19 protein-coding genes and 3 pseudogenes are annotated in these 26,499 nt (G+C 58.1%); 6 read left to right on the forward strand and 16 right to left on the reverse strand.

The window, feature by feature from the left end; translation table 11 throughout:
- Window positions 1-38: 38 nt before the first annotated feature.
- From P6U29_RS36030 to P6U29_RS36070, 9 genes are all read right to left on the reverse strand, one after another.
- Complete coding sequence (locus tag P6U29_RS36030; protein WP_407114904.1) at window positions 39-896, reverse strand: hydrogenase expression/formation protein; 858 nt, start codon at window positions 894-896, stop codon at window positions 39-41.
- Window positions 893-1,339, reverse strand: a complete 447-nt coding sequence (locus P6U29_RS36035; protein ID WP_407119524.1) for a hypothetical protein — start codon at window positions 1,337-1,339, stop codon at window positions 893-895. Before P6U29_RS36035 ends, P6U29_RS36030 begins: the two co-directional genes overlap by 4 nt.
- Before the next feature lie 186 nt (window positions 1,340-1,525).
- The gene (locus P6U29_RS36040; RefSeq protein ID WP_407114905.1) at window positions 1,526-1,816 is read right to left on the reverse strand and encodes a HypC/HybG/HupF family hydrogenase formation chaperone; all 291 of its coding nucleotides are present in this window, start codon (window positions 1,814-1,816) and stop codon (window positions 1,526-1,528) included.
- Between the two features lie 16 nt (window positions 1,817-1,832).
- Entirely contained in the window at window positions 1,833-2,417 is a 585-nt protein-coding gene (locus P6U29_RS36045; RefSeq protein ID WP_407114906.1) for a HyaD/HybD family hydrogenase maturation endopeptidase, read from the reverse strand.
- A gap of 11 nt (window positions 2,418-2,428) precedes the next feature.
- Window positions 2,429-3,139 (reverse strand): Ni/Fe-hydrogenase, b-type cytochrome subunit, encoded by a 711-nt coding sequence (gene cybH, locus P6U29_RS36050; protein WP_407114907.1) that lies wholly within the window; start codon window positions 3,137-3,139, stop codon window positions 2,429-2,431.
- A gap of 4 nt (window positions 3,140-3,143) precedes the next feature.
- On the reverse strand, window positions 3,144-4,934 hold the full coding sequence (locus P6U29_RS36055) for a nickel-dependent hydrogenase large subunit (RefSeq protein WP_407114908.1): 1,791 nt from the start codon (window positions 4,932-4,934) through the stop codon (window positions 3,144-3,146).
- A 13-nt stretch (window positions 4,935-4,947) separates the two neighbouring features.
- The gene (locus P6U29_RS36060; protein WP_407119525.1) at window positions 4,948-6,048 is read right to left on the reverse strand and encodes a hydrogenase small subunit; all 1,101 of its coding nucleotides are present in this window, start codon (window positions 6,046-6,048) and stop codon (window positions 4,948-4,950) included.
- 829 nt (window positions 6,049-6,877) lie between these two features.
- Window positions 6,878-8,140, reverse strand: coding sequence for a serine hydrolase domain-containing protein (locus P6U29_RS36065; protein ID WP_407114909.1), 1,263 nt, complete (start codon window positions 8,138-8,140; stop codon window positions 6,878-6,880).
- 111 nt (window positions 8,141-8,251) lie between these two features.
- Window positions 8,252-8,932 (reverse strand): molybdate ABC transporter permease subunit, encoded by a 681-nt coding sequence (locus tag P6U29_RS36070; RefSeq protein ID WP_407119526.1) that lies wholly within the window; start codon window positions 8,930-8,932, stop codon window positions 8,252-8,254.
- A 1,163-nt stretch (window positions 8,933-10,095) separates the two neighbouring features.
- On the opposite strand from P6U29_RS36070, the gene dctA reads away from it, so the two are divergent.
- From dctA to P6U29_RS36090, 4 genes are all read left to right on the forward strand, one after another.
- On the forward strand, window positions 10,096-11,418 hold the full coding sequence (dctA, locus tag P6U29_RS36075) for a C4-dicarboxylate transporter DctA (RefSeq protein WP_407114910.1): 1,323 nt from the start codon (window positions 10,096-10,098) through the stop codon (window positions 11,416-11,418).
- 1,088 nt (window positions 11,419-12,506) lie between these two features.
- A complete protein-coding gene (locus tag P6U29_RS36080; RefSeq protein WP_407114911.1) occupies window positions 12,507-15,179 on the forward strand; it encodes a PAS domain S-box protein in 2,673 nt (890 codons plus the stop codon).
- Window positions 15,176-15,859 (forward strand): response regulator transcription factor, encoded by a 684-nt coding sequence (locus P6U29_RS36085; protein WP_249759750.1) that lies wholly within the window; start codon window positions 15,176-15,178, stop codon window positions 15,857-15,859. Before P6U29_RS36080 ends, P6U29_RS36085 begins: the two co-directional genes overlap by 4 nt.
- 86 nt (window positions 15,860-15,945) lie before the next feature.
- Window positions 15,946-16,332, forward strand: coding sequence for a response regulator transcription factor (locus tag P6U29_RS36090; protein WP_407114912.1), 387 nt, complete (start codon window positions 15,946-15,948; stop codon window positions 16,330-16,332).
- 928 nt (window positions 16,333-17,260) lie between these two features.
- Here P6U29_RS36090 and P6U29_RS36095 read toward each other — a convergent pair.
- From P6U29_RS36095 to P6U29_RS36115, 5 genes and pseudogenes are all read right to left on the reverse strand, one after another.
- On the reverse strand, window positions 17,261-18,088 hold the full coding sequence (locus tag P6U29_RS36095; RefSeq protein WP_407114913.1) for an Effector protein NopP: 828 nt from the start codon (window positions 18,086-18,088) through the stop codon (window positions 17,261-17,263).
- Between the two features lie 440 nt (window positions 18,089-18,528).
- On the reverse strand, window positions 18,529-18,756 hold the full coding sequence (locus tag P6U29_RS36100; RefSeq protein ID WP_407114914.1) for a hypothetical protein: 228 nt from the start codon (window positions 18,754-18,756) through the stop codon (window positions 18,529-18,531).
- Window positions 18,711-19,262 (reverse strand): hypothetical protein, encoded by a 552-nt coding sequence (locus P6U29_RS36105; protein ID WP_407119527.1) that lies wholly within the window; start codon window positions 19,260-19,262, stop codon window positions 18,711-18,713. The genes P6U29_RS36100 and P6U29_RS36105 overlap by 46 nt, the downstream gene beginning before the upstream one ends.
- Window positions 19,254-20,038 (reverse strand): annotated as a pseudogene (locus tag P6U29_RS36110) (beta-L-arabinofuranosidase domain-containing protein); the annotation flags it as partial. The pseudogene P6U29_RS36110 and the gene P6U29_RS36105, both read right to left, overlap by 9 nt.
- Entirely contained in the window at window positions 19,974-20,384 is a 411-nt protein-coding gene (locus tag P6U29_RS36115; protein ID WP_407114915.1) for a beta-L-arabinofuranosidase domain-containing protein, read from the reverse strand. The pseudogene P6U29_RS36110 and the gene P6U29_RS36115, both read right to left, overlap by 65 nt.
- Before the next feature lie 1,027 nt (window positions 20,385-21,411).
- On the opposite strand from P6U29_RS36115, the pseudogene P6U29_RS36120 reads away from it, so the two are divergent.
- Window positions 21,412-21,884, forward strand: a pseudogene (locus P6U29_RS36120) (transposase); the annotation flags it as partial.
- A gap of 214 nt (window positions 21,885-22,098) precedes the next feature.
- Here P6U29_RS36120 and P6U29_RS36125 read toward each other — a convergent pair.
- Window positions 22,099-22,782 (reverse strand): host specificity protein, encoded by a 684-nt coding sequence (locus P6U29_RS36125; protein ID WP_407114916.1) that lies wholly within the window; start codon window positions 22,780-22,782, stop codon window positions 22,099-22,101.
- Between the two features lie 512 nt (window positions 22,783-23,294).
- On the opposite strand from P6U29_RS36125, the pseudogene P6U29_RS36130 reads away from it, so the two are divergent.
- A pseudogene (locus tag P6U29_RS36130) lies at window positions 23,295-23,571 on the forward strand (transposase); the annotation flags it as partial.
- A gap of 509 nt (window positions 23,572-24,080) precedes the next feature.
- Here the strand turns inward: P6U29_RS36130 and glmS are convergent.
- On the reverse strand, window positions 24,081-25,907 hold the full coding sequence (gene glmS / locus P6U29_RS36135; RefSeq protein WP_407114917.1) for a glutamine--fructose-6-phosphate transaminase (isomerizing): 1,827 nt from the start codon (window positions 25,905-25,907) through the stop codon (window positions 24,081-24,083).
- Window positions 25,908-26,499 lie beyond the last annotated feature (592 nt).

Below are 26,499 nucleotides of genomic sequence, written 5' to 3' on the forward strand. Positions count from 1 at the left end.
GCGGGATCCCACCCGATGCCGAACGTTCTCCAAGCTCTTCATGTGAAGTACGCCTCGATAATTTCCTGCATGCGTTCAGCAGAGTCCTGGAAGTCCTCGTCGGCAGCCAACGCAATAATCGGCACGCCGCCGACCTCCAGCGTATTAAGGATGATGTTGTCCGTAGAATTGAAGAACTGCACCGACCAGACGTTCCTGATCCCGGTCGCCTGCACTCGGCACGTGCCGTGGCCGCGGAAGATGAGTTGGACCGGGCCATTGCCCACGCTTTGCTGCAGAAACTCCAGGTCGGTAACGCTCATCGGCAGCAATGTGAGATTGACGACATGCGCGTGCATGCCAAGCCGCCACACGCGCGCCCGCTCGCGTATTTCCGCCAGCACCGGTTTCACGTTCATCGCGCCGTCAGGCGCCGCGCCGATCACAAGATCGGCGGACGTCAGGTCAGTTGCGGCGCGCCGCACAATCTGCGGGATCGCTCCGACCTCAACATATTCGTGCGCCGGCTCGGTCCCGATGCGCACGCGCCAGATTCCCGCAAGCACGGACTCCCGAATTTGCGCCAAAGAGCCATCTGGCAGCGCAACCACACCGGCGACCTCACCTTCTCCAAGCACTTCGCCTATCAGCTTGCGCTCGGGATCGCTGAGATTCGCGAGTCCGTACAGTTGCGTCCGAGCGCCGCTTCTCTGGCTGCCAGCGGCAGCAGCGGCATTCGATAACATCGCGGTGGCATTCGGATAGTTCCTTGCAAGCTCGTCGCCATCGCGCAAGGCGCGCTTGGCGAACGCACTCGTCAATCCGCTACGGAATACGTCGAGACTTTCCGAGGCCGTGCCTAGCTTGCACGTCACCCGCTCGGCGCCGTCGGATACAACGCGGATCGCTGTTTTCATGATGCGATGTTCCGTTTGGTGTATCGAGAGGCAATGCACTTGCCGACCCAAGTGCTGCCGGCGTGTGGCCGAACGACCGGTACCGAGATGCGATCGATCTTGACCAAACGGACCGGTCTCTTGCCAATCACGCGGAGTGCATCGTGCCGATCGCACAGGCTCGGCGTCGACGGGCCACGCAGGCCGAGCCGGCCGACCAGTTCGCCACCAACGTCGCCCCCAGGCACTGCGCCTTGCATGGGCTGCCGAAACGCCTTGACCATTTCAGGAACGAAGAATGCGAGCTGGATGATCCGGAGCAAATATAGGGAATCGCCCGCCGACAGCGGCATCACGGCCGCCCTCCCGGGAGCGTGCGCGGCCAGGCGCGCATCGACGCTGACGCCCTCCACGTCGGACGGAGCGGGCCGCGCCAGGCCATGCTGCGCAGGCTGCAACTTCATCACACGCCTTTCTGATAATGTTCCGTTCTGCGAGCAGGCTATTAGCAAGGCGCATGCCAATCATCGTCTGGCCGCGACTCCCGCTCGAACCAACGGCTCGAAGCGACATTTTCCATGCAAAGGTTACGTGCGACTGGAATTCGATTTGTGAGCAAGCCTAGTCGGCGCAACCGGCGAGCGGAACTGCTAGCGTAGGTGCTCCGGCAATTGCGGCTCATGATCGATCAAGTCCGCAAAGAAGCGATCGCAGTCTTGGCCGTTGAGGCTGGCCTCAAGCCCGTCAAGTGCTTCCGAGATCAGCCTTGCTTCATTTTCGTCCAAAAGCCGCACCGCGGTGTCGATATGAACGAGCACCTTGGCGCCGACCGACGCGTCGGAGAGCAGCATGACCGAGACGCTCCGCTGTTCATTGCCATACTCGCACAGCGCCGTGATGCCGTCGGTTTCGACAATCGTCATTGGCAAGCCAAGGCACATGGTCAGTCGCGGGCCGCTAGACCGGACGCGCCCTCATCTCATAATTTGCATGGTCGATATTGTTCGCCAACAGCCGTTCTGATGCAGGCAGCGGCGCGGTCCGCGGTTTTGCCGGCGAGTCCCACTGCGCCAGGAGTTTGCAAGCCAGTTCAATCGCAGGCGCAATCTGAAAGCGCACCGGGGCGGTCAGCGGACCGCCCCAATGCTCCAGGTCCAGCGGCTGACAGCCGATGAGAGCGAGCTCTCGCGGGCAGCGACCAAGTAGGTCGGCCGCACTCAAGACGTCCTGAAAGCCGGTCTGATGCAGGCTCAACTTCTTGGCAGCGGTAAATTTTGGCACTTCGTCATCTCGCACAAGCTTCAACTGCCCGGGCAGCAATCCATAGTCGATGGCATCGAACACGATCAGGCAATCGGCCTGCTCAAGAAAACTTACGAGGTAGAGCCCCTGTGTGCCGCCATCGAGGACGGTGACGTTGTCATCGATGGCGTAGCGGCGATGAAACTCCTCGACCGCCCGCACGCCGAATCCCTCATCGGCCCACAGGATATTGCCGATGCCGAGCACCAGGATCCGTTTCTTTTTTGCCGGCTTCAGCATCAGCTTCCCAGTCAATCGCGAAACCCGCGCTCACCCGACATGATAGAAGAGATGCTGCGGCCCGACATGATGTATTCCCGGATCACGGCGTAGACGTGGACCAGCGCGAAGATCACGATCATCCACAGGCCGAGATGATGCCAGGTATGGACGTCCTGACTATTCGGCCAGATTGAAAACACCCAGCCGAACAGCTTGTACTGCCAGCTGTCAGTACCGGCACCTTGCCCATAAAGTGCAAAGCCTGTGGCGACCATGAACGTGATCGTCTGCGTAAACATGAAGAACATTGCGAGCTGAGCAAGACGGTTGTGTCCGACGCGCCTCTCGGGCTCAACTGTAATGAACGCATACCAACGAATCTCGCGGTACACCTCGCGCCAAAAGCACCTGCGCCAGAGCGGAACGCAAAAGATCTGCATGGCATGCGCGTTTCCCATTAACGCCCAGTAGATGCGCAGAAGAAAGCCGACGCTGAGCACATATCCCGCCGAGAAATGAGCAAAGCGGAGATAGCCGAACAGGAAATTTCCGCTTGCCTCTCCCGACATCTCCGGTGTCCCGGTTCCAATGAGATAGCCGGTTAAACTCAGTATCACAATGGCCGCCGCATTGACCCAATGCCACAGTCGCACCGGCGCGTAGGCGACGCCACCGCCGATGCTGCGTTCAGTCGGAGCCGCATCGACGGCGGCAAGGAGCTGCGCAGCCTTGTCCAGCATGTCCCTAACGAACATTGACTGAAGCCATTTCTTGGCCGTCAGGACTCATCACGTGGGTCGAGCAAGCCAAGCACGGATCAAAGGAATGGATGGTGCGCAAGATCTCCAGAGGCCGCTGCGGATCGGCCATCGGGGTACCGATCAGGGAGGCCTCAAAAGCGCCAATATTGCCCTTGGGATCGCGAGGAGATCCGTTCCACGTCGTCGGCACGACACATTGATAATTGTCGATCTTGGCGTCCTTGATCTTGATCCAGTGCCCGAGTGCACCGCGCGGCGCCTCAGTGAACCCGTAGCCCTTGGCCTCCTTGCGCCAGCTTTCCGGCTTCCACCTGCTGACATTGGCAGTTGCCGTACTTCCTGCCTTGATGTGGATTACCAGCTTATCCTGGAAATAACGCATCTGATGCGCCGCCCACTGGCATTCGAGCGCCCGCGCCGCAGTACGGCCAAGCGTCGAGAACAGCGCAGTCAGGGGAAGATTGAGCCCCTTGAGCAGTCTCTCGGCCGGCTCCTTGAACTCGGCTTTGCCTTGCGCATAACCGATGATGTATCGCGCCAACGGCCCGACCTCGACGGCGTGGCCACGCCAGCGCGGCGCTTTGATCCAGGAGTACTTGCCGCCTTCGTCGAGCTCCTTGATATCTGTCTTGCTGCCTTTGAGTTTTGGCCCAAGTTCAAAACTCGGCTCGGTGACACCGTCCCACGGATGCAGTCCACAGCAATCGCTGGGGTATTTATACCATGAATGCGCGACGAATTCCTGGATCTGCTCGGGATCACCATGGTCGATCGGCAGTATCTCCTTGAGCTTGCCTTCAAGAATGACCCCGCGCGGCAGCTTGAGACTTTTCGCGGAACAGTCATTGGCGTTTTCGGGGATGTCGCCATAGGACATCACGTTTTTGCTCGAAAGTCCGCCGCCATGGAGCCAGTCCTTATAGAACGAGCAGATCGCGGCCATGTCGGGCAGGTAGACCTGCTCGACAAACTCGATCGAACGGTCGATGATCGAGGACACGATGTTCAGTCGCTCCATATTGATCGCACCCACCGCACCAGTTCCGTCGATGTTGATCGCGCAGGGCACGCCCCCGACCAGCCAGTTCGGGTGCGGGTTCTTGCCACCATAGATAGCTTGGATCTTGACGATCTCCTTCTGGAAGTCGAGCGCTTCGAGATAATGCGCTACAGCCATCAGGTTCGCTTCCGGTGGCAGCTTGTAGGCCGGATGCCCCCAATAGCCATTCTTGAACGGACCGAGTTGCCCTGATCCGAAGAATTTGGTGAGCCGGATCTGCAAATCCTTAAAATAGCCAGGAGAAGACAGCGGCCAGGGCGAGATAGACTGCGCGAGCGCGGAGGTCGACTTGGGATCGGCCTTGAGCGCGGAGACCACGTCGACCCAATCCAGCGCGTGCAGGTGATAGAAATGTACGAGGTGATCATGCACGAGCAGGCACAGCTGCATGATGTTGCGGATCGAATTGGCATTCTCCGGAATCGCAATTCCTAGTGCATTTTCAACCGCGCGCACGGAGGTGAGCGCATGGGTGCCGGTGCAGACCCCGCAAATCCGCTCGGTGAACGCCCAGGCGTCGCGCGGATCGCGCCCGCGCAGGATCACTTCGATGCCACGCCACATCGTCCCGCTTGAGACCGCATTGCGGATCACATTTTCGGAATCGAGATTGGCTTCGACGCGCAGGTGACCTTCGATCCGCGTCAGCGGATCGATGACAATTCGCCTGCCGGAACGATCGAGATTGAACCCATTCGGTGTCTGGACGGCCACGGTCGCCCCCTCCTCAACTCGGTTTGCTTTTGTGGGCTGCGCGAACCGGCTTGTGCGTCAACCGCTTCACGGCGGTGACCGCCGCATGGGCAGCGACGGTTAGCCCAACCACGCCGGCAGCGGCCATGCCGATCTGGTCGGCGTTCTCTTCGATACCGAACTGCTTGATGGTTGTGAGTCGGTCGTAAAATGACCCTTTATCCCAGAAGCCGTCTTCGGAGCAGCCGAAGCAGCCGTGGCCGGATTGAATCGGAAATGAAACGCCGCCGTTCCACCGAAGGGCCGAACAGGCATTGTAGGTGGTTGGCCCCTTGCAGCCCATCTTGTACAGGCAATAGCCCTTGCGTGCGTACTTATCGTCCCACTCTTCGACGAATTGGCCAGCGTCGAAATGGGAACGCCGATAGCACTTGTCGTGAATGCGCTCGGAATAAAACATCCTTGGACGCCCTTGGCGATCGAGCTCAGGAAGCTTTCCGAATGTGGTGATGAAAGTCACGAGGCCACTCATGACCTCTGCGATAGGCGGGCACCCGGGCACCTTGATGATCGGCTTGTTGGTGATCACCTTATCGATCGGCGCCGCGCCAGTCGGATTGGGCTTGGCCGCCTGCACGCATCCCCAGGACGCACACGTGCCCCAAGCGATGATCGCCATGGACTCTTCCGCCATCGACCTGAGCTTTTCAACGAACGGCTTGCCGCCGTCAATGCAGAACATGCCATCCTCCTTCAGCGGCGGATTGCCTTCGACGGCGAGCACATACCTGCCTTTGTACTTGGCACGAGTTTCCTCCAGGATGGCCTCGGCCTGATGTCCTGCCGCCGCCATGATCGTATCGTCATAGTCGAGCGAAATCATCGACAGCAGCGCGTCCTTGATCAAGGGATGGGCCGAGCGGATAAAGCTCTCCGAGCAGCAGGTACACTCGAGCCCGTGCAGCCAGATGACGGGCACACGCGGTTTGGTCTCCAGGGCGTTGGCAATACTGCTTGCGGCGAGCGGACTAAGTCCCAAGCTCGCGGCAGTCAAACTGCAGAATTTGTGGAAACTACGACGCGTGATACCCTGACGTCTGATCACGCTGTAGAACGTTTCCGTTGCACCATCCATGAAGCCTTCCATGTGAGTTGTCGTCGGCCCTAACGAATGGCTGACGTTCAGCAAGAAACAGGCCACCGAAGCGAAACCCTAGACAGATATCAAGCCAGCGCTTCGAGATTTGCGGATCGTCGAAACCAGCCAGCGAGCCAGAAGCTGCGCCAATGATCTGTCATGCTAATGGTGTCCGGTTTTGGACGTCGATGTGAGCACTTCAACAGAGCAGCACGATGGTTCACCACTGCACGGCGACTACGTCATACTAGCTCTTGCACGACCGCGACACTCACGTGTCATGCCGATTGTTGAATAGAATTGGTGCTGACGGGCACCGCACTGCCCCCCGGTCTTAATCAGACTTGCCGATTGCTGACCAATGGGGTGTTAAAGCCGCTCATAGTCGCAAGTGCGCAAGCAGCCCGTACCAAAGCGGCGGTCGAGCTTCGAAGAGAAGCCGCAATGGATTGAGCCGCGATGCGCACGCTGCTTCGCGTTTTAGGACTGATTGATCCGATCTGCCTTTGATTAAAAGCGGCTCGCCGCACGGCATCGCTACAGGATCGTGGGCGAGAGCCTGGACGTTCGGAGCTATCACAGGAGCGTTCATCGCGCGAGCCGATCGATAGCAAGGCGCGATCGTCTTGGCGCATCGCAACACCAAACCCGCTTGCAAGAGCTTCTTCGCGATGGCGGAGGCGATCTCGTTTTTGAAGCACAGGTCGATCCGGCCGACGCGGATAGCAGTCGACGGCGCCGACTTTCAGTCGACGTCGATGCGTAGCAGCAACACTGTCTGCCTGCTACCCCAAACGGTTCATCGAGCCTTTCGATGGAAAGCGAATTATCGGATTATTGCAGCATAGACGATATACTGGATTTGTTCGCGGTAATACTTCCGGATTTCTCCGGGCGCTGCCGTTCCGACCACCACGACGAGGCGCTCCTTTGGGTCGCAGAAAAATTGTGTCCCGTAGGCGCCGGTCCAGGCGAACTCACCTGGATTGCCCGGAACCGCCGAGAGACCCTCGTTTATGCGTACAGCCACTCCGAGCCCGAAGCCGAAGCCGGCACGGTGCGCCTCCACATTGGCGACCTTATTTTTGATCTCTGGCCCGAGGTGGTTGGAGATCATGTGGCGCACCGTCTTCGGACCGAGAATGCGCTGCCCATCGAGCTCCCCGCCATTGAGCAGCATTTGTCCAAAGCGCACGTAGTCACCGACTGTCGCAAATGCGCAGGCTCCCCCGCAGTCAAACTTCGTCGAACTTTCGAGGAGCTCGATGTCTTGTGGTTTTCCCGTCAGCGGGTCGTCTGGAAATGGATGCGCGAGGCGCTCGCGTTGCGATTCCGACAAATGGAAAGTGGCATCCTGCATTTCGATAGGCCTCCACAGGTTGCTGGCAAGATAGTCGCCCAATCGCTGTTCGCTGACCTGTTCCACGACAGCTCCCAGCACATCAGTCGAGAAGCCGTATTCGAATTCCGTCCCCGGCTGGTGCGCGAGCGGCAGCTTGGTAATGGCTTCGATGAACGCCTGCTTATCGCCCCTTAGTGGCGGAGCGGCGAAATCAGGATAGAGACGCGCCACTTGGTCTGAGCTGTCGGGGGCCGCGCCATAGGTGAGCCCGGATGTGTGGCGATATAGATCGTGGATGTAGATCGGAGACCTCTGCGTTTGCAATTCTAATGAGCCGTCATGCTGTGGCACTCCCACCTTCATGTTTGCGAATTCTGGGTAGTAATCCGTAAGCCTCGCCTGTAGAGGCAGGCGACCTTGCTCCATGAGGATAAGCCCCGCAACGGCCACCATCGGTTTGGTCATAGACGCAAGCGCGAACATCGCATCGAGCCGCATCGACCTTCCTTTTGCAGGATCGAGTTGCCCGTACGCCTTGTGGTGAATCAGCTTGCCGTCTTTGGCGATTGCAACCACCGCGCCCGGCACGCGTTTACTCGCGATCTCGCGAGCGAAGAACTCGTCTAGCTTGGCGAGGCGCTGCTGAGAAACGCCGACGTCATCGGCCGTCGCTTCGGGCAGAGGCGCGGAGTGCGCTGAATTGAAGCCGATTCCAGCAGCCGCCGCGGCCATAACAAGCTTGTTCATTGTAGCCTCGCAAGGATGGATGATCGGCTTGCAATACTGCTGCTCGGTCGTGATCGGATATCTCTGGCCGGTAGGCCTAAGACGGTTCTACCCGGCCCGGTGCGCTTGCGCTCATGTGCCTCTCCTGGCACAGTGTCTGTCGATGAGGGCTAAGGTGAAGATCGCCGCAAAAGCGAACATCAACATACCGCCGGCAACCACACTCGCCTCGCGCCAGCGCGATGCTTGGACGTACTCTACGACGTAGGCTGACAACACCTTGGTGCGCCCAGGAATGTTGCCGCCGATCATCATCACGGCGCCGAATGTGCCGATCGTATGAGAAAAGCCAACCACGGCCGCTTTAACACACTCCAGTCGCGCCAGCGGCGCGCTGATGGTAATGAAGGCATACAACGGCGAAACGGGCGGCGAAGTTTCCAACGGGCGATCGCCTATCGCGACAAAGGCGTTACGGATCGGCTGCACCACCAACGGCAGCGCCGAGAGAACCGATCCGACCACGATTCCTGCGAAGGTAAAAGCGAGCGTGCGCTCGCCCCAGAAAGAGGCGAGAACGCCACCCGGTCCGTTGGGGCCGAGCAACACGAGTACGCAAAAACCGAGAGCTGTCGGCGGTAGCACCAGCGGCAGGGCGATCATCGTCGCCACCGCCTCGCTCAAAAGAGTCTTTGAGCGCGCTAGCCACCAAGCGAGGGGCACACCAATCACGAGGAGGATTACGGTCGTCACGCTGGCGAGCTCGATCGTGAGCGCAACGGATTGCGAAATCTCTGCCGAAAAGACCTCCATGTGCGTCAGCCCAACAGTGAGAGCAGGTCGCCGTATCGGCACGTTGATCGCCTGCACGTCCGGCTCGCCCAGCGATGTGGCGCGGATAGCCCTTTGGTTGCGCGGCGCTTCGTGGCGGCCGCTACATTCACGCGCGTCGTTTCTGCGAGCAAGAGCAGCATCGCACGCCTCATCGGCAACTCCTGTGACAGGGCCGCTTCGATCCATCTGACGGCGGCAGCCCCTCGTTCGTCATCAGCAATTCCTGTGCCGCGTGCGAACTGTGGCGCGCTCTATGCTCAACGTAAGAGAAATTCGCATAGACGTAGACGTCACTGTGGAGTGGACCTAACGCTCTGTCCGATTCCTGGCATTTTTGTTCCCGAGCAGACAGGACACGCCGCGTAACGAGACGGAGAATTTGACGCCCCGAGAGATGCCTGTTGGGTTTGCCGACGGCTCAAACGCCGCACTCGCCGCGCCGGCAAATGGAACGGATTGCAGGAAGCCTGCCGTTTAGCAGCAACGCGAACGATCTAGCTGAGAAATCATCGTCACGCTGCTTCTGCGACGCGACAAAAGGCGCGAGGGGCCGAGAGCGAAGGCGGCCTCTCGACCAACCTGCCTAATGCGCATCGTTAGCACAGGCCTGGAGGCAAATGCCCCGTGCACGAACGAGCTTTGCCGCTAGCGACAATCATCCATCAAAACTTTTTTTCGCGCAATCGAGTTCCTAAACCAGGCTTCCATCGCGTGGATGCCTATAATCCAAACTATCAATTTTACTGATGTCACGTACTGTTGCATCCATCTCAGCAGTCGGCGCATATCGATCACGCTAGGGTTTCCAGGCCGAGACGTGACTCCGCTAATGCGCGCAGCCGATCAAAATACGAGTCACGCTGCAACTTCTTGTTCGATCTTGCGAACGTGGTCCGAGTACTCAAACCACCCGGAGACGACGGCTTGTCCGCGACTGCTTAGTCCACCGCAGCTTGGGCATCTGGTGCATATCTTGCTTAGCGAGAAAGGATAACGTAACTGAACGCCTGCCTTTGGAACGGCGCGCCGGCTCTCGGAACCGTCTTCAATCGGACACGGCTAAAATGATGAGTCTCGTATGACGCTGTCGCCTCTCACCGACGCGGCGGCTCACATTCGAGTATATTCGGGAAGGAAGCGTCATGACCACCATGGCAACTGCGGCGCCCGCGCGCGCGTCGCAAGCTTGGTATAAGATTCTCTACGTCCAGGTGCTGATCGCGATCTTGATTGGCGCCATGGTCGGCTGCCTATGGCCGTCCGTCGCGACCAACGACTGGGTCAAGGCGCTCGGTGACGGGTTTATCAAGCTCATCAAGATGGTGATCGCGCCGATTATTTTCTGCACCGTCACGTCTGGTATCGCGCATATTCAAGATGCGAAGAAAGTCGGGCGCGTCGGCGTCAAGGCGCTGGTCTATTTCGAGATCGTCTCCAGTTTTGCCTTGCTGTTGGGCCTTGTTATGGGCAATCTGGTCCAAATCGGCCATGGCCTTGCGGTCAAGCCGGATGCTGCGGCGGTCGCCAATTACGTCAAGCAGGCGGAAGCCTCGAAGACCGTTGATTTCTTTCTCAACATCATTCCCGATACCGTGGTCGGCGCCTTCGCTCGCGGCGATGTTCTGCAGGTTCTCCTGTTCGCGATCCTATTCGGCTTTGCGCTGATGGCGCTGGGAAAGCGTGGTGAGCGGCTGCGCGGCATGATTGACGACGTGGCGCACGCGGTGTTCGGCGTAATCGCTATCATCATGAAAGCGGCCCCGATCGGCGCCTTCGGCGCCATGGCCTTCACGATCGGCAAGTTCGGGCCGGCAGCACTCGGCAATTTGATCGGTCTGATCGCGCTGTTTTACGCGACGGCGGCGCTGTTTGTGGTGGTGGTGCTCGGTTTGATCGCGCGCCTCGTCGGCTTTTCAATCTTCAAGTTCATTGTCTATATCAAGGACGAGATTCTGATCGTGCTCGGCACTTCGTCCTCTGAAAGCGCGCTGCCGCAATTGATGGAGAAGCTCGAGCGGCTGGGCTGCTCCAAGCCCGTGGTCGGACTCGTGGTGCCAACTGGCTACTCCTTTAACCTCGACGGCACCAATATCTATATGACACTTGCGACATTGTTCATTGCCCAGGCACTCGGGGTCGATCTCACCTTTGGCCAGCAGCTCACGATCCTGCTCGTGGCAATGCTAACGTCCAAGGGAGCAAGCGGCGTCACCGGCGCCGGCTTCATCACGCTCGCTGCAACGTTGTCGGTGGTCAACCCAGCGCTGGTACCGGGCATGGCAATCGTGTTTTCGATCGACAAGTTCATGAGCGAGGTGCGCGCCCTTACCAACATCACCGGCAATGGCATCGCCGCCGTGTTCGTATCCTGGTGGGAAGACGAGCTCGAGCACGCGACGCTACAGGCTCGGCTCAACGAGCCCACCGTCTCCACCAATATCGACACTACAAGCACAATGAGGTAGGTCCCGAATCTTAACCGCCGCCATTCGAAGACGCCTCGAATGCAAGCGCAGCCACATCTCTCGTAATTCGAAGCGGCACAACCGACTTGACACGAGTCGGAACTTTCTCGCGCGATCTCCAGCGCAGCGCCTTGCTCCGCGTTGCGCCCCGGCAGCCGCCCCTGAAACGATGCCGCACGCGAGCAAAAGAGTCGGAGCTTTTCTTACAGTCATTTTAAGCGCGTCTTTCGCGGTCAGGGCTTCCGACCATCTGAACGCTTGTGCAACATTTGCCGAGCCACTAACAGGACTGCGACAGAACGCGTCCGGCCTGACGGACCTAGCTGTTGGTCCGCCTACAAATGCCCATGTGCGCGGTCACCGCATTTGCCTCGCCTGACCAACGACGTGGTAGCGATCTTGCTGACGCAACTCGTGATCCGTTGTTAAGGTGCGCGCTCATCAGACGTGATGGGTGTGATCAGCATGGATTAGATGGCACCTCGACGGAGCCGTGGCGGCTCGCACACGGCTATTGTCGGTTAGGCGTCACTGTGCGCGCTCGGTTCCAGCTAACCACTCGAGACAAGTCCTCCGCATCTACGCGCGATGGCCTGAACGCATAGATAGCAGTCGCGTTACTTCGCCTTCGTGTCTCAGCACATGACCATTGCGCTTTCTTCCACATGACCGATCGAGCCGACAGGATGAGTGGTCCGGCAGTTTGTCCCTGTTCTTTCCGGGTTCGGCGAGGCGGGCCTGATTGTTTTGCCTCAACGTCTTGGCTGACCTGCAGCCGCTGTCCTCGTACCGCTGGCTTAAGGGGTTGTCCTCGGCCGCATCCTCGAGCGCCTGCCCGGAGCCCCTCGGCGGCGGAGGAAAGCAGACATCTCAGCTTCGATTGCAGGCGTGTCAGCCTGCGCTATATTGGAAGGTTTAGGACAACTATACGTATGTCTGTAATGCGTTTTTTCTCGGCGCGTGCTCAGTACAGCAGCAAGCAATCGATCTCGGAACCGCTTACCAGCGGTCTTGGTGCCGAGGATTGCCCCATTTTTGCCTAAAATGTTATAGCTCTCCCGCCGGAGAACAGGCCGGACGGTATCACAATGTGTAGCCAGATCAGCAGTTTTAAACGTTCAGGCCCTCAGTTTACCTTCGGCTGCATAACGCTGGCCGTGGTAACACTGGCTTGCTTGTACCTTCAGGCGCATTTTGCCGCGACGGCGTTCGCCTATTTGTTGGTGATATTGCTGTTTTCGTTGATGGGCAGCTTCATCGCGTCGTCCGCGCTTTGCATCGTAGCCATTTTTGCTCTCGCTTACTATTTTGCGCCGCCGGCGTTCAGCCTGCGAATCGATGACCCCCAAGATCTTCCGGTGGTTGTTGCATTCTTTATTGCCTCGATTGTGGGAACGCACCTGATCGGAAAGCTCCGCCAGGAAAGAGAGGCTGCGCGTGTGGCTACGGCCAAGCTTCAGCGGAGTGCGGCCGATTTGGAGGATCGCGAAAAACGGTGGCGCGCAATCTTCGAGCACAATCCGGCCATGTACTTCATGGTCGATGAAGCGGGCACTGTCCTCAACGTCAATACGTTCGGCGCGACACAACTCGGCTATGCTCGTGCTGAACTGGTCGGTCAATCCGTGCTGGGCGTATTTCTTGAGGAGGATCGCGCGTTCATTCGCGAATGCGTCCGGACGTGCCTTGAGGATATCGGACAATCGCGCATGTGGGACGTCCAGAAAGTCAGGAAGGACGGCTCGGTATTGTGGGTACGTGAAAACGCCAAAGCCATGCTCTGGGCCGATGACCAGCCCATTGTCCTTATAGCCTGCGAAGATATCACGGAGCGAAAGCGGACCGAACTTGCCCTGCAGCGGAGCGAAGCACATTTGGCCCAGGCGCAGGAGTTGAGTCATACAGGCAGCTTCAGCTGGAACGCCACTACGGGCGAGGCTTTCTGGTCAAAGGAAACATTTCGGATTTTCCAATTAGATCCTCAGACTGCCCCGGGGCCGCAGCTCATCGTTGAGCGCACTCATCCAGATGACAGGGCATCGGTTAAAGAAATTATCGATCGAGCGATGCGAGACCCGAGCGATTTCGAGCACGAATACCGGTTGCTGCTACCGGACGGCTCGGTGAAGCACATCCATGCGCAGGCACGAGCCACGAGAACTGCGTCTGGTGACATCGAGTTTGTTGGGGCAGCTACGGATATTACGGCGGCGAGGCGAGCAGAACAGCAGCTGCGCCGCAGCGAAGCATATCTGGCCGAAGCCCAGCATCTCAGTCACACAGGCAGCTGGTCCTGGGACGTCTACGGTCTAGATTTCGTGTATCGCTCCGCCGAGGTCGATCGTCTGTTTGGCTTTAGCCCACAAGAACCGGTATCGATAGAGACCATTCGATCGCGCATCCATCCGGACGACTTGCCGCGGTTGCAGGAGGTGCAGCGCCAGGCGATTGAACACAAGGAGGGACGGTTCGAATATGATTTCCGTATCCTTTTGCCAGATGACGGGATAAGGCGCATACACTCCGTTGCGCACGTGGTGGTCGGCAGCGATGGTAACGTCAGCGAGCTGATCGGAACACATATGGATGTCACCGAGCAACACGCAGCTAGGGAACGCCTGGAAACCACACTTGCCGCGCTGCGCGAAAGCGAACAGCGCTTTCGCGACTACGCCGAAACAGCTTCCGACTGGCTCTGGGAGACTGGGCCAGATCATCAGGTCACTCACTTGTCCGAGCACACCAGCGCTGCGGGAATTTTGGCGACAGGATTGATGGGCCTGCTTCGCTGGGACATTGCTTGCGACGTCGAACAGGAACCCGAGAAGTGGCGGCAGCATCGGGCGACGTTGGAGGCCCATCTTCCGTTTCGGGATCTCGTCTACCGCACCGTGAATCGGACAGGCTCTCCGATCTACGTCCGTACGAGTGGCAAGCCTTTTTTCGATGGAAACGGCAATTTTCTCGGCTACCGTGGGGTCAGCACTGACATCACCGCTACCATTCGCGCCGATCAAGCCGAACAAGAACTACGAAAGGCACAGGCGGAGCTTGCGCATGTGACGCGTGTAACGACATTAGGAGAGCTGACAACTACCATCGCTCACGAAATTAACCAGCCACTCGCCGCTATCATCAGCAACGCCGATGCTTGCCTCGGTTGGATGGGTCGCGAAGCTCCTGATCTTTCCGCCGCGCGCTCTTCGGTGGAGTGGATCATCGAAGACGCAATCCGGGCAAGCGAGGTGATCCGTCGTGTTCGCGCACTCGCGAAGAAAGGCGAGATTGAGATGGTGCCGCTCGATATCAACGAGGTCGTTAAGGACGTCATTGCGCTGGTAACACGAGAGCTGGTGAGCCACCGAGTGACGTTACGAACCGAATTGACGGCAGCGCTGCCAGCAATCCTCGGCGACCGGATTCAGCTACAACAGGTGATCATCAATCTGGTGATGAACGGAATCGAAGCCATGGACGCTGTTACAGACCGGACGCGCGAACTGCTGATTCAATCATCAATGGACGACATGGGGCAGGTGCAGCTTGCCGTGACCGATTGCGGCGTCGGGGTCGCCGAGGACGACGCGGACCGTGTCTTGGATCCCTTCTTCACCACCAAGTCGAGTGGCCTTGGGATGGGTCTTTCGATCTGCCGGTCGATCGTGGAAGCTCACGGAGGGCGGCTGTCAATGGTCCACAGACATGGGCCGGGCGCGACGTTCCAGTTTGCCCTACCATTGCATAAGGAGGTCGTCTCGTGACAGGACGCTTTGACTCGCCAAGTGAAGGCAGCAATGCCGAGGCCTCGACAAAGGCGATCGTCTTCGTCGTCGAGGATGACATCTCCATGCGTCGCTCGCTTACGAACCTTTTTAAATCGGTAGGGTTGGACGTCGTTGCATTCGGATCGGCCCGCGAAATGCTGCAGAGCACAATTGCGGACGTTGTTAGCTGTCTAGTTCTTGATGTCCGGCTGCCAGGCTTGAGCGGCCTTGAGTACCAGACCGAGCTGGCTAGGTTGAACATACATATTCCGATCATTTTTATTACCGGCCATGGCGACATTCCCATGACCGTCAGGGCCATGAAGGAAGGAGCGGTCGATTTTCTCAGCAAACCGTTTCGCGATCAGGAACTGCTTGATGCTGTGGTTGCGGCGACCGAACGCGATCGCAAAAGACGGGAGGCTCAGCAGACCGTCGCGAACCTGCAGTCTCTATTTGAGACCTTAAGCCCGCGCGAGCAGGCGGTGATGAAACTGGTCGCTGCCGGCCTGATGAACAAGCAAGTAGCCGCCGAGCTTGGGCTCGCCGAAATTACGGTCAAGATCTACCGGGGACACGTCATGAAAAAGATGCGTGCCCGGTCGCTGGCCGACTTGATCAGAATGACTGAGACGCTGGGAATTCGCACCAATCGTCCTGAACAAACCCAAGTATGATTTTACAAATTCATGACTCGAGCCCACTTTCCCCGAAAGTGGCTAATGCTTTGGCAGCCACTATTCCCGCGCCAGGAGGGCTCGTCTTGTCCACGCCTTTGATTTCCGTCGTTGACGACGACGCCTCAGTCCGTGCGGCGACAGAGAACCTTTTGAAATCGCGTGGCTACATCGTCCAAATATTTGCGTCGGCCGAGGAACTCTTGCGGTCGCCGCAGTTGAACGAGACATCCTGTGTCATTACCGATGTGCAGATGTCGGCTATGAGCGGCTTGGAGCTGTTGGCAGAGATGCGGACGCGTGGTTACGACGCACCGTTCATTTTCATTACTGCTTTCCCCAACGACCGCGTGCGCGCGTCAGCGCTGGGCGCCGGGGCGATTGGCTTCCTTGCCAAACCCTTTGGCGGACAAGCGTTAATCGAGTACATCGACACCGCACTGAAGGCGTGTGGCGGCCGAGTCGGGATCTGACGCAATCAACCTGCAGCGCTTGAGTTCATGTCCGATCTAAACGCTCATGCGACGACGATCTCGCCACCGATCAACCTCTTCGCGGTCGGACACGCTACTTGCTCTAAAATCAGGCGAGCTAGAGGCCAATTGTTGCCTTGTGGATGCCTTACCGACTATCGCCAGGCGGCTACATTGGTGCAGAACAACTTGCCGCTGCGAGGGACGGAGGGCACGCCGGCTCGACTCATTCTGCAGGTCGACGTTCAACGTAATGCTCACCTAAAGCGATCGACGAGCCTAAGCACTTCTTAACTCCGTCTGGATCGAGGCTATATATTCCATTGCAGAGCGGAGCTGGCCGAGAGCGCTCGACAAAGCAAGAGATCGGCTGTGCGCAGCCCGACTGCAGTGACCATGCCAACGGAGCTTCGCCCAGGACAACCGCCTCACGTCTTGTGTTGAGGCTTTTCTGGTGAAAGAGCTTTGCACGATGCTCGTGCTCACGACGTCGTTATGTCCGTTGACGCATGCCGGCCAGCCTTGTCCATAGGGACGCCGGTTCGCTGTGCGTTTCCTGCCCACCGACTCACGGCAGGTGCCAACGCCCTTACTACTTCGTAGGCATCATTCTGTGAAGACGCCTGCCTCCAAGCCGTCCAACGTGCTCGGCGCGGAACACGCCCGGCCCCCTCGATGGCCGGGCGGACTTTGGCGGCACCCCATGCAGATCCTCGCCGCAGCGAGCATTGTCAGCAATTGCCTTGCGCAGTGGGCCCTATTTCCAAGGCGCAAACAAATCAGCAACCGCTAAGCCAAGGTGCACTCTGGGGACAGTATTCTGAGCCAACTCGGCGGAACTCTCAGCCGAAATGGCGATAAACACAGAGGAACCCGGAGCAAGCTAGATAGATTTACTCCATGGGGCCAAATCCCCGATGATCCCATGTCACATAAAATCATCCTCATAATCGTATGTTGAGGAGCTCGCTGGGATCTCGGTATCACTGCCTTCACTGTCGTCAGCTTTGGAAAGATACCTCGCAGCAGTGCCTTTTCGCTGCCATTCGCCGTCGCTATTCCTTACCCACTTGTCTGACTTCTCTGGGTCGAGAACCATGTTGTCGTCGTCAACCTCGACGAACCCCATCTTTGCCGCACGGGCTCTTGCTTCCGGATTAGCCGGACGCAAATTGAGCAGCGGCCGTTTGCCGTCCATTCGAAGTTGATGCTCGAGCAGAATATCGCCAGCGTTCTCGACAAGCGGATGAACGACCTGAAGATCTACAGTAGACGTAGTCCCAGGTCGCCCAGGAAATAGCTCCTGCCACTTTTTGACGTCGAACTCCGTCATGCTGTCGCCCCCCTCCATCCTTAGAAGTCCGACACTCTTGTTGCCCAATTGGTAGCTGAAGTATCGCGCATTCTCGGAATCTCGAGTTGACGCGTAGTCTTCGGAAATTTCTGCAGTTCGACTTGCCTTAGCGGACACGAAGTCCGAGTACTCTTGCGGGTTGCCGGCGATGTACTTGATTTCGTCGCCATAATAGGCCTCCGCGGCTTTTCGGAATGACTGACGATCCTTGAACTCTATTATGGGAGGGGTTGAAACGAGCGAATACGGTCTTGTTGCCGAAGATGAACTACCACTCGAGCCAGATTCGGCTAAGCGCATATTGGCGAACGCATCCGCAAAGCTATCTGCGTCCTTTTGCTCATCAGTTTCGGCAAGGCGATAGGATTGGAAGTAGGACGAGCCATTGATCCGATTATACATGGCGATTGGTGCTCCCGTCGGACATACATTTCCGCATTTAGTTCAGGCTTGTTAGGCCCAGCGGCGCTGATAGGGAGCCTGGCTTACCAAAACCTGACGTGGTCCTGCTGGCCGCCCTCATGCTGGCTTGTCACAGGGCCTCCTTCTGAACGACACCGCGGCACGCTCGTCCCATTGCCATTCATCAGGTTTGATGAGAGGCCGCGAGCACGTCCGAGGATGCTGCTCCATTAGGAATTGGGTCGATCGATGATTCATCTGCTGACGCCAATCGGATCGTTCTACCCCGCCGCCTCATATCTGGGTTTTCTTTTCAACGTTCCAGTGGAGCTCGCGGACGAGCCGTCTTCGCTGATTTCCAGACTTTGACCAACGATATCGCCTGCGCCAGAAGCGTAATCTAACTTCGACTCGTGGAAGCGCGACCCGCGCGTTCGGCGTCAACGCTCATTTACCCAAATCCACATTTCGCCTTCGCCGCGGTTAGCCCAGCTGAACCAGGGAATGAATGTCAGCTGCTGCGGTTCTAGTTGTCCAGGCACTTTGTCGTCCTGATAAAGCGCCGTCTTCAGAATGCGTGTGTTGCAACCGTGCCCCGTTGGCCTGCAGCAAAATCTTGCCGTTAAAGAGACCAGTTCCTTCGATGAGGGAAAACCGACTGTTTGCATGAAGCCAAACGTTGTGTAACTCGGTCCCGTTGTCGGCCTCCTCCAGACAACGGACCACGCTGGATGGCCACCCTGCCGGCCAAATTGCGAAGTTGTGGATGGCCGTATACGCGACGAACTTGCATCGGCAACGATAGTTTGACGCGATCTCCGTGCCGCCACGTGCGGCGAATGTGAAGATAGCCCTTGCGCGGCTCGCAATTGACAGGCTCGCCGTTCAGGCTCGCCTGCGGCGCGCTGCACCATTCCGGCAGGCGCAGGGCGAGCGTGTGGGCAATTGGCGGCGCAGATTCGACGGCGATTTCCACCTCGTCTCTCCACGGATAGCTGCCGCTGATGAGCAACCGCAGCGCATGTCCGCCGACGGATATTGCCACCCTATTCCCAACGTAGAGATTTACATAGAGCGCGTCTGTGCGGGGCGTGTAGATGTAATGACCAATCGATGTGAAAAGGCGTGCGATGTTCGGTGGACAGCACGCGCAGCCAAACCAGCGTCGACGCACCGGCGAGACGTGATCGTAGATGCCATTGGACCTGAGCGTTTTGGGATGCACTTCGAGCGGGTTAACATAGAAATAGTGACGCCCATCGAACGCGATACTGCCGAGAACGGTATTGTAGAGCGCGCGCTCCATCACGTCGGCATAGCGACCGTCCAGTTCCATCTCCAGCATACGGCGCGCGAACATCATCAGGCCAATCGACGCGCAACTTTCCGCGTACGCCGTATCATCCGGTAAATCGTAATCGCTGCTGAACGCTTCGCCGGCGCCTTGCGAGCCGATGGCTCCGGTAATATAGATCTGGCGCTGGACCATGTTTTGCCATAGCCGTAGGAAGTTTGGCGCTGCTGCTCGTTCTGCCGCAGACGCGCGAGATGAGCTACTGCCGTCATGAGGTATACAAAACGAACCGCATGACCGGTTGCAGTCCGCTGCTCCGAAAGCGGCAAGTGCGCTTGGCTATACGCTTTGTTTTCTATCATCAAAGGCGTGCCGTCGTATTTGGGGACGCAGGATTGCTGGCGCTTCTCGCACTCAATGTCGTAGAAGTGCGGCTCCGTGCCGCGTTGCTCCACGAAATAATTGGCCAGCGTGAGATATCGCTGCTCCTTTGTCGCTTCGTAGAGGCGTGCCAACGCAAGTTCGATTTCCGGATGGCCATCGTAGCCGTGCAACTGATCGCGCTCCGGGCCGAAAACTGTGCCGAGGTGGTCAGCAAGCCCTGCAAACAACCTCCAGCAATCGCCGTTTGCCAGTCGCCTGAAAGAAAGCGACACCCGCTTCAATCAAATGGCCGGCGCAATAAAGCTCGTGGCACTCCGCTAAATTGGTCCAGCGCTCCTGAGGCGCGTTCAGTATAAAATAGGTGTTGAGATAGCCGTCGCCGCATTGGGCGGCCGCAATCAATTCAATCAGCTCATCGGCGGCTTTCTCCAGGTCTGGATTTGGTGCCTGGCAAAGCGACCATGCAGCCGCCTCAAGCCATTTTGCGACGTCGCTGTCCTGGAAAACCATGCCATGGAACTCCCCCCTCGCACGTCCGGCGGCAAGGCGGAAGTTCTCTACCGCGTGGCTCGGTATCGCCTCGGGATCACGATGTGGCGAACGGACGCCTACTGGCAAGCCATCTCACCACGATTGCCTTGTTGAGTTGTGGCCCTGAGATTTGCGGCTGCACAATCGTATTCTCGGTGCGAGCGTTCAAACGATAGAAATGGAGAGGCTGCCCTAAGGCGCCGCAGTCCAGACATGCGTTGACAGCAGTCGCGTTCGAGGAGCGGGACAGCAATTCCGGTGCCGAGAATGAGGAGCGGTTCTTCTGTCAACCAGATCTGTGGCTTCGCGGAGCCCGATGCGATCGCTGGCCCACCAACCGGATTTGCCAGTCATGTTAAATCCCGCGTCACCACAAGGATGGTCGATCCTGCTATACGAGCGGGTCGGCTGTCGCTGGGCCAGATAATGGCCAAGAGTACTCGCCTGTCGCATATACGGCGGGCGCGCCGCGTCCTTCCGGTGCGGCGAACCATCTCCTATTGATTCTAGCCCTGGAACTTGCGCGGGAATGTCCGGTTTCTAACAATCCTTTTGATGACACGTAGCAGGTGGGAGGGCCGCGGTGGCGCGTGTGGCCCGACCGGATTGAATGAGCCGCTTCTACGCGCGATCTAAGCAAGAAACTGGACTGCTAATCCTAGCAATTGTCCCCGGGGTCGAAATGCATGCTCAACTTGCGCGACATGGCGCGGATGTGGCAATCGGTAAAAGTAAGTTGTCGCGCGTTTGCGCTTCCAGTGAGTAAGCCGCGACGGAGCGGCCCGAAGCTGTCTGCACCGACTTGCTCGCCGGCTTCGGCAAGATGCGAGGATGAGTTAGAGATATCTTTTGTGCATTGAGCTTCGGGCTGATTTGGCCCTGCAAAGGCAGATAGCAGGCTGGGTAACCAAGAGCCGAACTTCGATCTCCCAATTGTCCGTAATTCGTCGTTCGTAAAGAACGGCTAAGCGATTGAGCTAGAATCGCATTTGTCGTTGTGGACTGGTTTGCGAATGCAGGGTTTTGGTGCACCGGGCATGGGAGCCTTGCAATTTCGTTTTCGGGATTCCGTCGAATCGCCAGCCATGATTCCGTCGTCGCATCGGAGGTGGCGATGCGACCGAAGAAGCACAGGACGGCGGGATCGGGCGATCTGTTCCGGGCCAGGCTGGACCAGATCATCAATATGAAGCACGCGCTGCTTCAGCTCGCCGGCAAGGTCGATTGGGACTGGATCGACGGCGAGATCGCGCCGCTGTACAGCGAGAACGGCCGGCCCGGGATCGCGACCCGCTTTGTGATCGGGCTGCTGCTGCTGCTCAAGCACTTTTACGACCTGTCCGATGAGGGGTGTGCGAGCGCTGGCTCCACGCCCCGTATTTCCAGTACTTCACCGGCGAAGAGTTCTTTCAGCACGCCTTCCCGCGCGAGCGCTCGGACCTGAGCCACTGGCGCAAGCGGCTTGGCGACAAGCTGGAGCTGTTGCTGGCCGAGAGCCTGCGGGTGGCGCACGAGGTCGGCGCGTTACGCGATCAGGACCTCAAGCGGGTCACGGTCGACACCATCGTGCAGCCGAAGGCCTCGACACGTCGCGGGCCCTTATGGAATGCGTGGATTGGATCCAATTCGGCCACGCGTGCTCGCTGACTGGCGGCGAGCGGCCCAGCGCTGGTCGGTGCAGCACTCCGGGCGCGATCCCGCCGCCTAACGCAAGCTCGTTTTGAAGTGGCGAGCCATTCCTGCAGCAACATACTCAATGAGCTCAGTAGCCACCGCTCAGGTCCGGCCTCGTCCACAGCGACTATTCGGCAGCCGACCCCGGGCCTAGATTAAGGCGTTCGAAGTACCAAGACGTGTCATCGCCGGACGATTCTGTCTCATCACTTGCTTCACTCGAAGCTCGCTCGATTCTTGTCTGAGCACCACTACTCTCTGCGGCGAGATATCCTTCAGGTTTGCCTACCCGTTGCCATTTACCTTCAGCGTTATGCGTCCACTTGTCGGGATGCTGGTGAGGATCAAGCACCCAGTGATTCTTATCACTCACAGGAACAAAGCCCATCTGAGCCAGACGGGGCTCGATGCCTGGCAACGCAGGTTTTGACATAATCAATGCTCGCTCGCCGTCCTCCCGAAGCTGATGCTCCAGTAGAATATCGCCAGCATTCTCGACGAGCGGATGAGTAACCCGAAGATCTACTTGGGATGTGACCGCGTTTCGACCGGGAAACTGGGCGCTGAATCGCCTTCCTCCTACCCGAAGTCCGCCTTCTGTTCTTAGAAGCCCAACGGTTTTGTCACCCAAGCGATAGGCGAAATATCGCGCCTCGTCCGTATCTTCGTCGGTGTGCCCGTGGGTTCTAGCAACGTTTGCTGCGCGCTCAGCTTTTGTGGATATGAAATCCGAGTACTCCAGTGGATTATCGGCAATGTGCTTGATGTCATCGCCATAGAAGGCCTTCACTTCTTCCCCGAAGGTATCCATGTCGATCTCTTCGATCGGAGGTCGGGAAACTACGGAGTACGGCCGTGTCGCTGCCTGGGACGAACTTGGGCCAGCATCGGGCGCCATGCCTGCAAGCCTTTCCGCAAAGCCCTCGTCATCTGAATGCCTCGATTCGTCAGCCTGGGTAGCGCCTGTGGATTGGCTGGATGAGCCAGCAATTCGGCCATACATCGGATCTCTCTCCTGTCGGTGCGGTTGGGGGTGCTGAGCTCGCGCCGCTCGAGCTCTACCGACGATGGTAAGAGGTCTAGCTGACTATGAGCTGACGCGCCGAGGTTGAGCCTCCGTCGCGCGCTCTCGTGAAGAGAAAGCTAACGCGTCGTCCGTGAAGAACGCCTAAGCGATTGAGCTAGAATCGCATTTTGTCGTTGTGGACTGGTTTGCGAATGCAGGGTTTTGGTGCACAGGGCATCGGAGCCTTGCAATTTCATTTCCGGGATTCCGTCGAATCGCCAGCCATGACTGATTCCGTCGTCGCATCGGAGGTGGCGATGCGACCGAAGAAGCACAGGACGGCGGGATCGGGCGATCTGTTCCGGGTCAGGCTGGACCAGATCATCAATATGAAGCACGCGCTGCTTCAGCTCGCCGGCAAGGTCGATTGGGACTGGATCGACGGCGAGATCGCGCCGCTGTACAGCGAGAACGGCCGGTCCGGGATCGCGACCCGCTTTGTGATCGGGCTGCTGCTGCTCAAGCACATTTACGGCCTGTCCGATGAGGGGCGAGCGCTGGCTCCACGACCCGTATTTCCAGTACTTCACCGGTCCAGCGATGCCGCCAGCGTCATCCTCTCCGCCGTCGGCCATAACTTCCGCGGCATCCTCGCCTGGCTGAGGACTCTTTGGCGTCCCTTCCTGACCGCCATCATCGCTGCCCTCAGCGACCAATCACCGCTGAAATCGGTCACGACTAATTCCCGATTGTTATCGACCTTACACTCGAATGCCGGGAGGTAACGCTCGCTGCCATTGGTGTCCTGACGTGATGACGCAAGCACGACGGAATCTGCTCTTTAGCTGGATCGCGTCTATGGTTGACCTGTTGATGCCGGGATCGTTCTCCTTCTGAGCTCGCCCACGCCATAGTGACGTCGTCGTCTCGCCACTCAGCGGAGCACGGCCTGAGTCGCGCAACCATACGGCAGCTACGAGCAACTTCGGATACAGCAAGATCGAGAACTTGTCCGGTTCCGTCCCCACGAAATCGACGCGACCAAACGCGAGCCCAACGGCTCGACGCCGAGGCCTCAATGCTCCGATACTAACACTGCGGCCTCATTCGACGGTCACCGATTTTGCTAGATTACGCGGCTGATCCACGTCCGCGCCCCTTACGAGGGCGGTATGGTAAGCCAGGAGCTGAACCGGAATGGCATAGACCATCGGCGTGAAGCTTGCGACCATCTCCGGCAGCACAATGGTCATGAGTGTGTCCACCGTCGCTTCCAAAGCACCCTTGGCATCGGTGATCAGGATGATCTTGCCGCCCCGAGCGGCAACTTCTTGCATGTTCGAGACGGTCTTCTCGAAGACCTCGTCGTAAGGCGCGATCACCACCACAGGCACGGCCTCATCGATCAGTGCGATCGGTCCGTGCTTGAGCTCGCCGGCGGCATAACCTTCTGAGTGGATATAGGAAATTTCCTTCAGCTTGAGTGCGCCCTCTAACGCCAGGGGGGCCGATGTGCCGCGACCGAGATAGAGCACGTCCCTCGAGTCGGCGATATAACGCGCGAGCTTCTCGATCTGCGGCTCGATCAACAGCGCCGCAGCAATCAACCGCGGCACTTCGATAAGCTCACGCACGAGCTTCGCCTCATCGATCTCAGACAGCTTACCGCGCTCTTTGCCTGCTGAGACGGCAAGCGCCGCCAATACGATCAGCTGGCAGATGAATGCCTTTGTGGAGGCTACGCCGATTTCTGGCCCCGCCAGCGTCGGCAGAACGGATTCACTCTCGCGCGCAATCGTCGAGGTCGGGACGTTGACCACAGATATCGTGTGCACGCCCTGCCCCTTGGCATATCGCAACGCAGCCAGTGTGTCAGCGGTTTCGCCCGACTGCGAGATGACGATGGCGAGATCGCCCCGGCGCAGAGGCGCCTCCCGGTAGCGGAACTCGGACGCTACATCGATCTCGACAGGCAAGCGCGCCAGCCGCTCGAACCAGTATTTGGCGATGTGCCCGGCATAGCTCGCCGTGCCGCACGCGGCAATTGAGATGCGCTGAATGGATTTAAAATCGAACGGCAATGTGAGCGGCAGGGCGACGCGCTTGGCCGCCATGTCGAGATAATGCGCTAATGTCGTGCCGGCCACCGTCGGCTGCTCGTGGATTTCCTTGGCCATGAAGTGGCGATAATTCGCTTTGTCCACAAGGAGTGACGATACGCCAGACTTTGATGTTTCCCGCTGCACGACGGAGCCGTCTGCGCTATAAATCACGCACATCGTGCGCGTAAGCACGGCCCAGTCGCCGTCTTCAAGATAGGTAATCTTGTCGGTCAAAGGCGCGAGCGCGATCGCGTCCGATCCTAGATACACTTCGCCGTCACCATGTCCGATCGCAAGGGGCGACCCCTTGCGCGCGCCGATCAAAAGGTCGTCGTGCGCCTTGAAAAGGAATGCCAGCGCGAAGGCACCGCGCAGCCGCGGCAGCGACGCTTGTACCGCATCCTGCGGCGAGTAGCCATTCTTGAGATAAGATTCGACGAGATGTGCCACCACCTCGGTGTCCGTCTCTGAGTCAAAATGGGCTCCATTCCGCTCCAGCTCGGCTCGCAGCTCGCTGAAATTCTCAATGATCCCGTTATGAACGACCGCTACATTTTCCGTCGCATGCGGATGAGCATTGCTCTCGGTCGGCTTTCCATGAGTCGCCCAACGGGTGTGACCAATACCGGTACGACCCGACGGCGGATAATAGCGCAGCCGCTCCTCAAGGTTTCTCAGCTTACCTTCAGCGCGTCGCCGCTCGATACGGAGACCTTCGAGAGTAGCGAGGCCTGCGGAGTCGTAGCCACGATATTCCAATCGCTTGAGCGAAGCGACCAACTGACCAACGACCGGGCCACGCCCCAAGATGCCGACAATTCCACACATATCGATCAATGCTGCCCAAGTTAAAGAAGCCCGGCTTTCCCGCTCACAGGAACCCCGTTATGAAATTCGCTTGCCCGATGATAACAGTTGTCAAGTTCGGGATTTGTCGCGGCCGCCGCTATCGCCGCCGCATTCACAAGCGTGAGTTGATCTCTTTCAGCCATCATCGCTTCGCCTGGCTACCTTCCGCTTTTGGCTACTTATCGAGTACAAACTGCAATGCGGCGGCGAATAGCGTGACCGCTTCGGGGAGAGCCAGATATGCAGGTGCGCTTGCAGCGTGGCGCGACATTCAATCCTGACACAAACAGAATCGCGCGGTTTGCGACGATAGCTGTCGTCGTCGCCACAAGCCGACGCGAGGATACATCGCGCAAATAGTCTGGCTCCATAGATGAGGACATTGGAACCAGATCGGCAGGCAAATTATCCTACGATAAAACATCATGTCTCGTTTGGCGCATCATCACTGATGAGCCATTTCACGAATGCAGCTCAAATTCCAGGAAAGTGAGCAGGGATACCGGCGAACCGAGCGGCAGTGGATGTGAGAGTAACTGAGTCCTTGCGTCTCACTGATAGACCTTTCGAG

It is taken from the genome of Bradyrhizobium sp. LMG 9283 (assembly GCF_045571415.1).
Lineage (GTDB): Bacteria > Pseudomonadota > Alphaproteobacteria > Rhizobiales > Xanthobacteraceae > Bradyrhizobium.

What these genes read in the sequence shown, in the direction of transcription:
- P6U29_RS36030 (WP_407114904.1), bottom strand. Translation starts at nt 896, where the DNA reads ATGAAAACAGCGATCCGCGTTGTATCCGACGGCGCCGAGCGGGTGACG.
- P6U29_RS36035 (WP_407119524.1), bottom strand. Translation starts at nt 1,339, where the DNA reads ATGAAGTTGCAGCCTGCGCAGCATGGCCTGGCGCGGCCCGCTCCGTCC.
- P6U29_RS36040 (WP_407114905.1), bottom strand. Translation starts at nt 1,816, where the DNA reads ATGTGCCTTGGCTTGCCAATGACGATTGTCGAAACCGACGGCATCACG.
- P6U29_RS36045 (WP_407114906.1), bottom strand. Translation starts at nt 2,417, where the DNA reads ATGCTGAAGCCGGCAAAAAAGAAACGGATCCTGGTGCTCGGCATCGGC.
- cybH (WP_407114907.1), bottom strand. Translation starts at nt 3,139, where the DNA reads ATGCTGGACAAGGCTGCGCAGCTCCTTGCCGCCGTCGATGCGGCTCCG.
- P6U29_RS36060 (WP_407119525.1), bottom strand. Translation starts at nt 6,048, where the DNA reads ATGGATGGTGCAACGGAAACGTTCTACAGCGTGATCAGACGTCAGGGT.
- P6U29_RS36065 (WP_407114909.1), bottom strand. Translation starts at nt 8,140, where the DNA reads ATGAACAAGCTTGTTATGGCCGCGGCGGCTGCTGGAATCGGCTTCAAT.
- P6U29_RS36070 (WP_407119526.1), bottom strand. Translation starts at nt 8,932, where the DNA reads ATGGAGGTCTTTTCGGCAGAGATTTCGCAATCCGTTGCGCTCACGATC.
- dctA (WP_407114910.1), top strand. Translation starts at nt 10,096, where the DNA reads ATGACCACCATGGCAACTGCGGCGCCCGCGCGCGCGTCGCAAGCTTGG.
- P6U29_RS36080 (WP_407114911.1), top strand. Translation starts at nt 12,507, where the DNA reads ATGTGTAGCCAGATCAGCAGTTTTAAACGTTCAGGCCCTCAGTTTACC.
- P6U29_RS36095 (WP_407114913.1), bottom strand. Translation starts at nt 18,088, where the DNA reads ATGTATAATCGGATCAATGGCTCGTCCTACTTCCAATCCTATCGCCTT.
- P6U29_RS36100 (WP_407114914.1), bottom strand. Translation starts at nt 18,756, where the DNA reads ATGCAAACAGTCGGTTTTCCCTCATCGAAGGAACTGGTCTCTTTAACG.
- P6U29_RS36125 (WP_407114916.1), bottom strand. Translation starts at nt 22,782, where the DNA reads ATGGATACCTTCGGGGAAGAAGTGAAGGCCTTCTATGGCGATGACATC.
- glmS (WP_407114917.1), bottom strand. Translation starts at nt 25,907, where the DNA reads ATGTGTGGAATTGTCGGCATCTTGGGGCGTGGCCCGGTCGTTGGTCAG.